Genomic DNA, 9157 nt, shown 5'->3' on the forward strand with positions numbered 1-9157 from the left:
GATTGCGTTGATGCTGCCTTTAAAGAGTGTCCTAACGTATGTGCGTAGCGCTATAGTCTACCTCTCGGTTCTGCTTGCAGTTGGGTCAGCGATCGCTCTGCTTCCTCTAGGCTTGTCAAAATCTCCAGGCACCGCTCATGAAACGCTAACCCGCTCTCCGTCGGAGTCACTACCCGCGTACTGCGATGCAACAACTGCACTCCCAGTTCATTTTCCAGGGCAATCACCAGTTTGTTGACGACCGATCGTGATATTCCCATGTCCCGCGCTGCTGCTGCAAAACCACCCGAAATCACAACTTGGGTAAAGGCACGAATACTTTCAAACTTATCCATTGGCGAAGCATTGTAGATTTTTTAGAGACAGTCTGTGCGCAAAATAGCACATTGTTTTTTATTTCAGTTCAACTCATAATAGCGATGTTGCTAAAACAAATTGCTCCCGCCCACTCGGAATCACGAGATATGATTGCAATCCAACCAGCTCAGGATCGTGGTACTGCTAATTTTGGTTGGCTCGATAGTTGCCACACTTTCTCCTTTGGTGAGTATTACGATCCCAATCACATGGGCTTCGCTGACTTGCGTGTGATTGACGAAGATAAAGTGACTCGCGGACAAGGCTTCAGTATTCACGGGCACCGCGAGACAATAATAGTTTTCAAGCATGAGAGAACGCGTCACTCATTTGCTAATTGCGCCATGTTTGCTGCTCATTTACATATCGGTTGCAGCTGTTGGGCGTTTTAGGGGCGCGTCAAGGCAAATTTTAAATCAGTACAGGATGGTTAACTAATGGACGAACGGATTGATATTCTGACAACGCTTTATATCGCAGAGCAAACGTTTGATTCTGGAGACTTGGAACAAAACATCCAGACCTGGAGCGATGAGGTGCTAATTGAAACACCATTTGGTTCTGCGAATAGCCTGGAGTCTTACAAGGCTTGGTTTAACGGGTTTTACGCACAGACTTCTGCCAATGGTGGAACACGTCATTATGTTCACGACCCTATCGTTCATGTGAATGGCGATCGTGCCGAAATTATTGCCTATCTATACATCATCAACGCTAGCACAGGTGGTTTTCTCGGCTCTGCGAGAATCTACGAAAAGTTGAAGAAAACAAGTGCCGGGTGGAAGTTTACCTACCGTAGCGTAGAGTCAGATCAAGACTTATCCAAACTCGACTCTTGAGAGAAAGTGCGTGACATTGGCACAAACCCTTTATGCCGCTTCGGACAAGCCTCCTGCACTTTAAGATCAGAGCATACGCGAATGGATGCTCAACTTACTGTAGAAAGCTAGAAACCCCAGACAGCAACAGTTTTAAGCATGAGAGAACGCGCCACTCATTTGCTAACTGCGCCATGCTTGCTGCTCATTTACAGCAGAGGATGCAGGCGTACAACGAGCCATGCAAGCCCAAAGCATCACGCTCTAAACAGATTTGTTTGTAGAAGGTTGAATCGGAGAATTAGCGAGTAAATCCTCTCTCACAAACACACAGTCTTTGTCTCCGCTGATATGACAAAGAGCATGGCAGGGAAGCTAGCCTCTTACCCCTGATTCCATGCTGCAATCAACTCGTTCACTTAACATCCAGGAGCTATTCCATCATGACTGTTCACAGCTTATTGACTCCCGAAAACTCTACCGTCATTTTCATCGACCATCAGCCGCAAATGACCTTTGGCGTAGCGAACATCGAGCGCCAATTGTTGGTAAACAACACCGTTGGGTTGGCAAAAGCAGCAAAAGTGTTCAATGTGCCGACTATTCTCACCACCGTTGAAACCAAGAGCTTCAGTGGCTTCATGTGGCCTCAACTGCTAGAGATTTTCCCTGACCAAACTCCCATTGAGCGCACCAGCATGAACTCCTGGGAAGATGCCAAGTTTGTGGCTGAAGTGGAGCGCATCGGACGCAAAAAACTCGTGATTGCGGCGCTATGGACAGAAGTCTGTCTGGTGTTTCCCGCGATTCAAGCACTTGAAGCTGGCTACGAAGTTTACTTTGTGGTAGACGCATCAGGTGGTACATCTCAAGTTGCTCATGACATGGCAGTGCAGCGGTTGATCCAGGCGGGTGCTGTACCTGTAACCTGGCAGCAAGTGCTACTAGAATACCAGCGCGATTGGGCACGTAAGGAAACCTACGATGCTGTGATTGGCTTGGTCAAGGAACACTCTGGAGCTTACGGGGTGGGCGTAGAGTATGCCTACACGATGGTACATGGCGCACCTCCTAGCAATGCGAAAGTGTCTGCGATCGCTCATACCTAAAGCAAAATCAAGATGAGAAGTCGGAGTGCAGGTATTGTTTCAAGCCGGATACTTGCACCATGCTCAATCATTCTGTGGACGATCGCTTATCAGTTTCTACAACGTTTCGTCTCCGCTATTTTTCAGACTCATTGAACAACTTCTAGAGCAAATCTAAATATGACCCATATTCTTCATCTTGATTCAAGTCCGCGTGGCGATCGCTCAATCTCTCGCACCCTTGCCAAACACTTCATCTCAGAGTGGCAAGCAGTCTATCCCAACGATACTGTCACCTATCGAGATATTGGACATTACCCGGTTCCATTTGTCACGGAAGCCTGGATTGCCGGAGCCTATACGCCGCCAGAGCAGCACTCGCCGGAAAGTATCGAAGCGATGCGAATTTCGGATGAACTCGTGGATGAGTTTCTGGCAGCCGATCGTTATGTCCTCAGTGTGCCGATGTACAACTTCAGCATTCCTGCCAACTTCAAAGCCTACCTGGATCAAATTGTGCGCGTCGGTCGTACCTTTAGTGTCGAAGCCGATGGCAGTTACAAAGGCTTGGTGCAGGGCAAAAAGCTATTAATCATTACGGCACGGGGCGGTTCCTACCCTAAAGACACGCCGTACTTTGCCTATGATATGCAGGAACCCTACCTACGCCTGATTTTCGGCTTCATGGGTATCACCGATGTTGAGGTGATTTATGCCGACAATTTGATGGGTGGAGACGATGCCCGTCAGCAGTCTTTGACAGCGGCGAAAACCGCAATTCAGCACACTGTTGCGGTTGGGTAATCTCTAGAAGCTCTATTGTTCTGACAAGTGGTCGTTGCCGATGCAATATTTCTAATGGAGTATTGAGAATGAGTTTACTGCAAACAGCGGTACCCAAAAGACCAAGGCTCAATTCCGCCTTTCAGCGATTAATGTCCGTTCACTGGTGGATGGCAGGCTGTTATCTCATTTTGTTCATTGGCGGAACTTTGATGGTGCAGCTATCTACCAGTTCTTTTCGAGGAATGCTTTACGACTTTCATAAATCGATTGGCGTGTTAACAATGGCACTCCTCACTTGGCGCATTTTCACTTTAATTCAAGTGATGTGGAAGAAATACACAAAGCGACTTCCTAAATTCTCATCGCAATGGTTCAAGAACTTCGCCTTACACACGTTGATGTACGTGTGGATGTGGGCAGTTCCGATCGCCGGATTTTTGCTTTCCAATTCCTATCGCTCCAATAATGTCAGCTTCTTTGGTCTACCATTGCCCGATATTTTTCCCAAAAATCAGGTAATGGTTGGTGTAGGTCGCGCCCTGCACTTCTGGCTTGCCTATACGTTTCTTGCTTTCATTGGAGTGCATCTCATCTTGCAATGGAAAGTGGTTAAAGCAAACTGGCGGCGGTTCGCAAAATTCATTCAGGCAGGAACGAATTTCCACAGAAGCTAACCTAAGACAAGCTATTCAGCCTTCTTCAGTTTTTGAATTTATGAATGACGATCAAATTCGTTCAACTTCACTTCGCGCTTGGCGTTGGGGGAATTTCGAGGTAAGAATGGGGGACGCGATCGTGCTGCCCAGTGTTATGAGGCGATTGCGCAGGCAAAACCTCAACTCACCTTTCTAGAACCGTCTTTGGTTATGGGTCACAACAATATTGCTGTCATGGAATGGGAAGACGAAGGAACGTTGATGAACCTGCCCTATCGCAATCGAATCGTAGGCATATTTGAAGTTCGTGATAACCAAATCTGTGGATACCGCGAATATTTAGGAAGTATTGATCCTGGAATGATCGGTGCGATCGCATCATTATCTTCAACCTCAGCATGAATGAGCTTTAGAGTGGATTCAATTCCCACTACACATCCCTTTCATCACACAGGAGCAAACCATGAACTACCGTGAAAAACTGACCCGCGATAATTGCGTTGTAATTTTGGTTGATTTTCTAGATGGTTTCCTTCCCGGATTAAAAACTATCAATCATGATTTGCTGCGAAAAAATGCAGAAGCTTTTGCTCGTCTGTCCAACATCTTCAAGTTGCCGACTATCATGCTGGGAGAGGAAGGAGGATTTCGTGGCAAGTTTTTTCCGGAAGTTGTTGCCCATGTCGCTCACGCCGATCGCATTGAGCGCCATACACCAAGTGCATGGGATGAGCCAAACTTTCGAGATAAACTCGCGAGTTTGGGACGCAAGAAAGTGCTGCTGGGCGGCATTTCTTTGGACATTTGCACTCTCCAACTCGCCCTGGATTTACTGGAAGCGGGCTACGAATCCTATGTCGTCGTTGATGTGTCTGGTTCCGACACCGTGTTGAATGAAACGGCAGCGTTGTTGCGGATGACTCAAGCAGGAGCCGTCATGGTGTCTTGGGCATCAGTTGCATCGGAAATCATGAAAGATTGGCAAGCGCCAGAAGGACCAGCAGTAGGACAGCTTTATCAAGAATTGAGCTACTGGGGCAATCGTCTGTAGTTGATGCTGTCCAGTACTTAATGAGAGAGTGAAGATGCGGCAAACGGGAGTGTGTGTATGGATCGCTTTAGGTTTAGGGTTTTGGATAATTCATCCATCCGCTTTTGCTCAGACTGCGCCTAAGCCCCTAGTAGTTGCTGCCTCAGAACCAGCCGACTTATGGCAACCAATCACTTCGGTAGACCAATTGTCAGACGTTTCGCCTACAAGCAGGTCGTTTGTAGCCTTACGATCGCTCATCGAGCAGTATCAATGCATCTCAGTCGATGGAGCAGTGCAGTGGAGAAGCGATCGCCCCCTCCCGCGCCAAGAGTTTGCAGTGGTGTTAGAGACTTGCTTGAGTCACCTTTATTCAACTGTAGTCATCAACGAGTTGACCTCTGAAAGCTCAGCCGCCGTGCAGAGACTTCAAGAGGAATTTGCGACCGAGTTAGCGGCTCTGCAACGTCAAGTTGGACGGCTGGAAGCTCAACTGACCACTCTAGAGCCGCAGCAGTTCTCAACCACATCGCGCCTGTCAGGACAGGCGATCGTTGCGATCAGTGCGGGGGGATTTGCGGGCGATCGCATCGTTAGCCCAAGAGGAGCGGTTGTCACTCGCGATCAGCCCAATCCGACCGCACTCTATCGCTTCAGTCTTGATCTCAATACCAGTTTCAGCGGCACAGACTTGTTAAAGCTGCGCTTGCTGGCTGCCAGCCCTGGTACAAATGACAATGCCGCTGGGTTTCTAGAACCGAATTTGGGCAGCACGCTCGATTTTGCCGTTCCTGGCACTGAGCAAATTTCTGTTGCCCGACTGTACTATACCTTCGCACCCACAGCAGATCTCAGCGTTACGGTGGGCGCAAGAATGGTCGCTAGCGATTTTGTAGACAAAAATCGGTATGCGAACGTTGGCTTCCGCGATTTTTCGACCCAATCCCTCGTCAACAATTTTCTACTGTTACCCCGACCTGGAGGGGCGGGTGCTGCGATCGATTGGCGACCTAATCAGGGCGCTCTGAGCCTTCGTGCTGCTTATATTGCCAGCAGTGGGGCTGGAAGCTTACTTGGCAATCAACAGTTCTTCGGGGGTGGCGGCTTAAACGACATTCGCCTGTTTCCATCTGGCGGCGGTGGCTCAAGAGGCGGACTGTTTGGCGATCCCTACCAGGGTGTGGTGGAAGTGGAATATAGGCCAACGCGATCGCTCAGCTTGCGGTTGCAATACGGCGGTGGAAGCGTTTTAGGCAGCAATTTTCAGGCAGTTGGTGCTAATTTTGACTGGGCAATCACTCCCAAAGTTGGGGTATTTGGTCGGTATGGTTATGCCTCCTATCCAGATACAACAGTGGGCGATATTCGCCCTAGCTATTGGTCTGCTGGAGTTTCTTTTCAGGATTTATTCACAACGGGCGACCTGTCAGGCATTGGTATTGCTCAGCCTTTTTTGGGGACCGATATTGGCGACGCTACCCAGACTAATCTTGAAGCTTTTTATAACTTTCCACTGAGTCAGAATGTCCGCATTACATCATTAATTCAAGTGATTGCGAATCCAGCCAATCAAAACAGTAATGGAGCGATCGTAACCGGAGCAATTCGCACCGTTTTCACCTTCTAGCAAAGCTTTGGGAGTTTATTATCCATGAAGGAATTCAACTTGGATCAAAACCTTGGCGCAAATGCAGAAGCTTGCCTTACGACTGGAATCGCTGTTTTTGGTAGGTATGGAGTCGGCACCTATCGCAACACGGCGTTTGATGATGCCACTCTGAATTACTGGATGGCTGGCGCTTCTTTTCCCGACTTGTTTAAACAAGGGGCGATCGCAGGCATTGCTGCTGGTCAACCGATCATTGCCTCTGAGATTGGCAACGCGACTCAAACCAACTTTGAAGCGTTCTATAACTTTCCCATCACTGATGCAATTCGCATCACGCCCACACTCCAGGTGATTACAGAGGCTGGAAACCAGGACGCAAACGGCACGATCGTCACTGGTACAGTGAGAACTATTTTTCTGTTTTGAACATGACAATCAGAAGAGGCAAATTCGATGATGGAAGAATCGTTAACCCTTGATGATGAAGACTCTCCGGTCACGGCAATTATCTCTCATGTCGTTCGTCCTGGGCGAGAACAAGGCTACGAAGAGTGGTTTCATGGCATCGCCGCCGATGCCCGAAAATTTAAGGGTCATTTGGGTGTCAGCACGATTCGACCCCAAGATCATTCCCATCCTGAGTATGTAGTGATCCTCAAGTTCGATCGCTACGACAACCTTAAAACCTGGCTAGAGTCCGATGTTCGGCACGAATGGATTGAACGATTACAACCCCTGATTGAACAGCCAGAGTCCATTCAAACTCTCACCGGATTGGAAACCTGGTTTAGTCTACCTAATCAGCCGCTCAAATCTCCGCCCCCTCGCTACAAGATGGCGATCGTGACTTGGATGGGAGTCTTCGTTACCCTGACTGTTGTCAGTCGATTACTCGCTCCGATTCTGTCCAACCTACCAATCTTGCTCAATCAACTGCTCACAACGGGATTGGTGGTTGCCCTTCTTACCTATGTGATTATGCCTCGCCTGACCCAGCTATTCCAACGCTGGCTGTATCCTAATTTCTAATTACACGGCGAGGAGAAAAAATATGAATATTGGCATGATTGGTTCTGGCAACATGGGCAGCGCGATCGGCAAGCTTTGGGCGAGGCAAGGGCATCAAGTGATGTTCAGCTATTCCCGTGATCTGAAAAAGCTTGACGCGATCGCCGAGTCAGCAGGAAGCAACGCCCGCACCGGAACAACCGCCGAAGCCGCCCGGTTTGGAGAGGTTATTATGCTGACGGTGCAATATGCGGTTTTAGAAGATGCACTCAAAGCAGTGGGGTCGCTAGAGGGCAAAGTGCTGATCACCTGCGTCAGTGGTCTAAGACCGGATTTTCAGGGGCAAACGTTGGGATTACCAACCGAACTTACGTCTTCAGTCGCTGAGCAGATTGCCCAACTCGCGCCCGGTGCGAAAGTGGTTGAGGCGTTTAACCTCACCTTTGCTGAACTGCTCCAAGCTGACTCACGCCAGTTTGGGACGGAACGCCCCAGTTTGCCGTACTGCGGTGATGATGCTGATGCCAAAGCGATCACTGCTGGTTTGATTGAAGAGTGCGGCTATGACGCGATCGATGCAGGTGGATTAATTAAGGCGAGATCGATTGAAGCTTTGGCTTCTATCTGGGTGCAAACAGCGGTAGTCACTGGCTTATTTCCCAATACTGGCTTGAAGATCTTGCGACGTTAGCGGTCAATCTGGTGTCACCGTTGCGATCGCGATCATAGTCCATCAGTATTGAAACTCAAGAGAATTCTATGAATGACAAAAGCATCTACTTCATTGCGACCCTGATGGGAGGCGCAGTGTTGCCCGTTCAGGTTGCTCTCAATGCTCTGCTGAGGCGATATGTGGGGCAGCCGATGCAGGCGGCCGCAAAGATTGGTACGGCGCTCACGCTAGCACTGACGATTGCGGGTCAGATGATTTGTGCGCTTTTATCTCGATCACTACGGTGTGATTAGACTGACTAAAGTTAATGACAATAAAGGAGACCTGATGCATCATCTTCAATCTGTTGATCCTGACTCCTTTACGAGGAAGTCATTCATCTCCTGGGATGAGTGTGCTTTCACGGTTCCGGCTCAGCTGGAGCGCGAATCGCTGCCATCCCACGGCTCGTTCTTAGCCAATTCATGGTTATTCAATCTGGAGGGCTAAACCCATGATGCAACTTTACGGTCACGAACTCTCTGGCAACAGTTACAAAGTCCGTCTCTTCCTATCGCTGTTAAATCTGGAATTTGAATGGATCAAAGTCGATTTGATGACAGCAGAGCAAAAAGGGGCAAAGCATTTAACGCGAAATCCGTTTGGTCAAGTGCCAGTGTTGGTGGATGGCGATGTTACCCTACCGGATGCTCAAGCAATTCTGGTTTACCTGGCGCGGCAGTATGGCGGTGAAGCATGGCTCCCCTCAGATGCGCTGCCTCTGGCACAAGTCATTCGCTGGCTCTCAACGGCGGCGGGTGAAGTGCGTCAAGGTCCTGAAAATGCGCGGCTCTACTACCTGTTTGGTGCGACTAACATCAACATTGAACGGGCAACCCAAAAAGCAGACTTCATCTTGACGCAACTCGATAAGCATTTGAGCGATCGCCCTTGGCTAGAGTTCGACCGCCCGACGATCGCTGATATTGCTATCTTTCCCTATGTGCCGCTGGCGCGGGATGGCAAGATCAATCTCGATACTTATTCTCATGTACTGACATGGATTGAACGAGTTAAGCAATTGCCAGGTTACATTCCACAATGGTTCGGACAGAATTAAGGGGCTATGATGCCGTAGGAAAGCAGGGTTGGG

12 protein-coding genes and 2 pseudogenes are annotated in these 9157 nt (G+C 48.9%); 13 read left to right on the plus strand and 1 reads right to left on the minus strand.

The annotated features are described in order from the left end of the window. Positions 1 to 53 precede the first annotated feature (53 nt). Positions 54 to 335: pseudogene (locus AC5JMP_RS01795) on the minus strand (LysR family transcriptional regulator); the annotation flags it as partial. A 129-nt stretch (positions 336 to 464) separates the two neighbouring features. Between AC5JMP_RS01795 and AC5JMP_RS01800 the strand changes: the two are divergent. The 13 genes and pseudogenes from AC5JMP_RS01800 to AC5JMP_RS01860 all read left to right on the plus strand — a co-directional run. Further along, positions 465 to 659: pseudogene (locus tag AC5JMP_RS01800) on the plus strand (pirin family protein); the annotation flags it as partial. Positions 660 to 794: 135 nt separating this feature from the next. Beyond that, on the plus strand, positions 795 to 1196 hold the full coding sequence (locus AC5JMP_RS01805; protein ID WP_495849712.1) for a nuclear transport factor 2 family protein: 402 nt from the start codon (positions 795 to 797) through the stop codon (positions 1194 to 1196). Between the two features lie 422 nt (positions 1197 to 1618). Continuing rightward, positions 1619 to 2284 carry a hydrolase gene (locus AC5JMP_RS01810; protein ID WP_495849713.1) on the plus strand — a complete coding sequence of 222 codons (666 nt, stop codon included), beginning with the start codon at positions 1619 to 1621 and terminating at the stop codon, positions 2282 to 2284. A 159-nt stretch (positions 2285 to 2443) separates the two neighbouring features. After that, the gene (locus AC5JMP_RS01815) at positions 2444 to 3067 is read left to right on the plus strand and encodes an FMN-dependent NADH-azoreductase (RefSeq protein WP_495849714.1); all 624 of its coding nucleotides are present in this window, start codon (positions 2444 to 2446) and stop codon (positions 3065 to 3067) included. A gap of 68 nt (positions 3068 to 3135) precedes the next feature. Continuing rightward, positions 3136 to 3723: a cytochrome b gene (locus AC5JMP_RS01820; RefSeq protein WP_495849715.1), complete on the plus strand. Its 588-nt coding sequence runs from the start codon at positions 3136 to 3138 to the stop codon at positions 3721 to 3723. 78 nt (positions 3724 to 3801) lie between these two features. Further along, the gene (locus tag AC5JMP_RS01825; RefSeq protein ID WP_495849716.1) at positions 3802 to 4107 is read left to right on the plus strand and encodes a nuclear transport factor 2 family protein; all 306 of its coding nucleotides are present in this window, start codon (positions 3802 to 3804) and stop codon (positions 4105 to 4107) included. A gap of 61 nt (positions 4108 to 4168) precedes the next feature. Next, a complete protein-coding gene (locus AC5JMP_RS01830; RefSeq protein ID WP_495849717.1) occupies positions 4169 to 4756 on the plus strand; it encodes an isochorismatase family protein in 588 nt (195 codons plus the stop codon). A 34-nt stretch (positions 4757 to 4790) separates the two neighbouring features. Further along, positions 4791 to 6362 carry an iron uptake porin gene (locus tag AC5JMP_RS01835; protein WP_495849718.1) on the plus strand — a complete coding sequence of 524 codons (1572 nt, stop codon included), beginning with the start codon at positions 4791 to 4793 and terminating at the stop codon, positions 6360 to 6362. Positions 6363 to 6386: 24 nt separating this feature from the next. Further along, a complete protein-coding gene (locus AC5JMP_RS01840; protein WP_495849719.1) occupies positions 6387 to 6770 on the plus strand; it encodes a carbohydrate porin in 384 nt (127 codons plus the stop codon). 27 nt (positions 6771 to 6797) lie between these two features. After that, positions 6798 to 7373, plus strand: a complete 576-nt coding sequence (locus AC5JMP_RS01845; RefSeq protein WP_495849720.1) for an antibiotic biosynthesis monooxygenase — start codon at positions 6798 to 6800, stop codon at positions 7371 to 7373. A gap of 22 nt (positions 7374 to 7395) precedes the next feature. Beyond that, on the plus strand, positions 7396 to 8043 hold the full coding sequence (locus AC5JMP_RS01850; RefSeq protein WP_495849721.1) for an NADPH-dependent F420 reductase: 648 nt from the start codon (positions 7396 to 7398) through the stop codon (positions 8041 to 8043). Positions 8044 to 8111: 68 nt separating this feature from the next. Continuing rightward, positions 8112 to 8318, plus strand: coding sequence for a hypothetical protein (locus AC5JMP_RS01855; RefSeq protein ID WP_495849722.1), 207 nt, complete (start codon positions 8112 to 8114; stop codon positions 8316 to 8318). A 200-nt stretch (positions 8319 to 8518) separates the two neighbouring features. Next, entirely contained in the window at positions 8519 to 9124 is a 606-nt protein-coding gene (locus tag AC5JMP_RS01860) for a glutathione S-transferase family protein (protein ID WP_495849723.1), read from the plus strand. The last annotated feature ends 33 nt before the right edge of the window (positions 9125 to 9157 follow it).

The sequence above is a fragment of the Drouetiella sp. genome (genome assembly GCF_059504425.1).

Excerpts from the sequence above, each read along its gene's own strand:
- AC5JMP_RS01830 (WP_495849717.1), top strand. The coding sequence starts at position 4,169 with ATGAACTACCGTGAAAAACTGACCCGCGATAATTGCGTTGTAATTTTG.
- AC5JMP_RS01820 (WP_495849715.1), top strand. The coding sequence starts at position 3,136 with ATGAGTTTACTGCAAACAGCGGTACCCAAAAGACCAAGGCTCAATTCC.
- AC5JMP_RS01810 (WP_495849713.1), top strand. The coding sequence starts at position 1,619 with ATGACTGTTCACAGCTTATTGACTCCCGAAAACTCTACCGTCATTTTC.
- AC5JMP_RS01805 (WP_495849712.1), top strand. The coding sequence starts at position 795 with ATGGACGAACGGATTGATATTCTGACAACGCTTTATATCGCAGAGCAA.
- AC5JMP_RS01840 (WP_495849719.1), top strand. The coding sequence starts at position 6,387 with ATGAAGGAATTCAACTTGGATCAAAACCTTGGCGCAAATGCAGAAGCT.
- AC5JMP_RS01835 (WP_495849718.1), top strand. The coding sequence starts at position 4,791 with ATGCGGCAAACGGGAGTGTGTGTATGGATCGCTTTAGGTTTAGGGTTT.
- AC5JMP_RS01845 (WP_495849720.1), top strand. The coding sequence starts at position 6,798 with ATGATGGAAGAATCGTTAACCCTTGATGATGAAGACTCTCCGGTCACG.
- AC5JMP_RS01860 (WP_495849723.1), top strand. The coding sequence starts at position 8,519 with ATGATGCAACTTTACGGTCACGAACTCTCTGGCAACAGTTACAAAGTC.
- AC5JMP_RS01855 (WP_495849722.1), top strand. The coding sequence starts at position 8,112 with ATGAATGACAAAAGCATCTACTTCATTGCGACCCTGATGGGAGGCGCA.
- AC5JMP_RS01815 (WP_495849714.1), top strand. The coding sequence starts at position 2,444 with ATGACCCATATTCTTCATCTTGATTCAAGTCCGCGTGGCGATCGCTCA.
- AC5JMP_RS01850 (WP_495849721.1), top strand. The coding sequence starts at position 7,396 with ATGAATATTGGCATGATTGGTTCTGGCAACATGGGCAGCGCGATCGGC.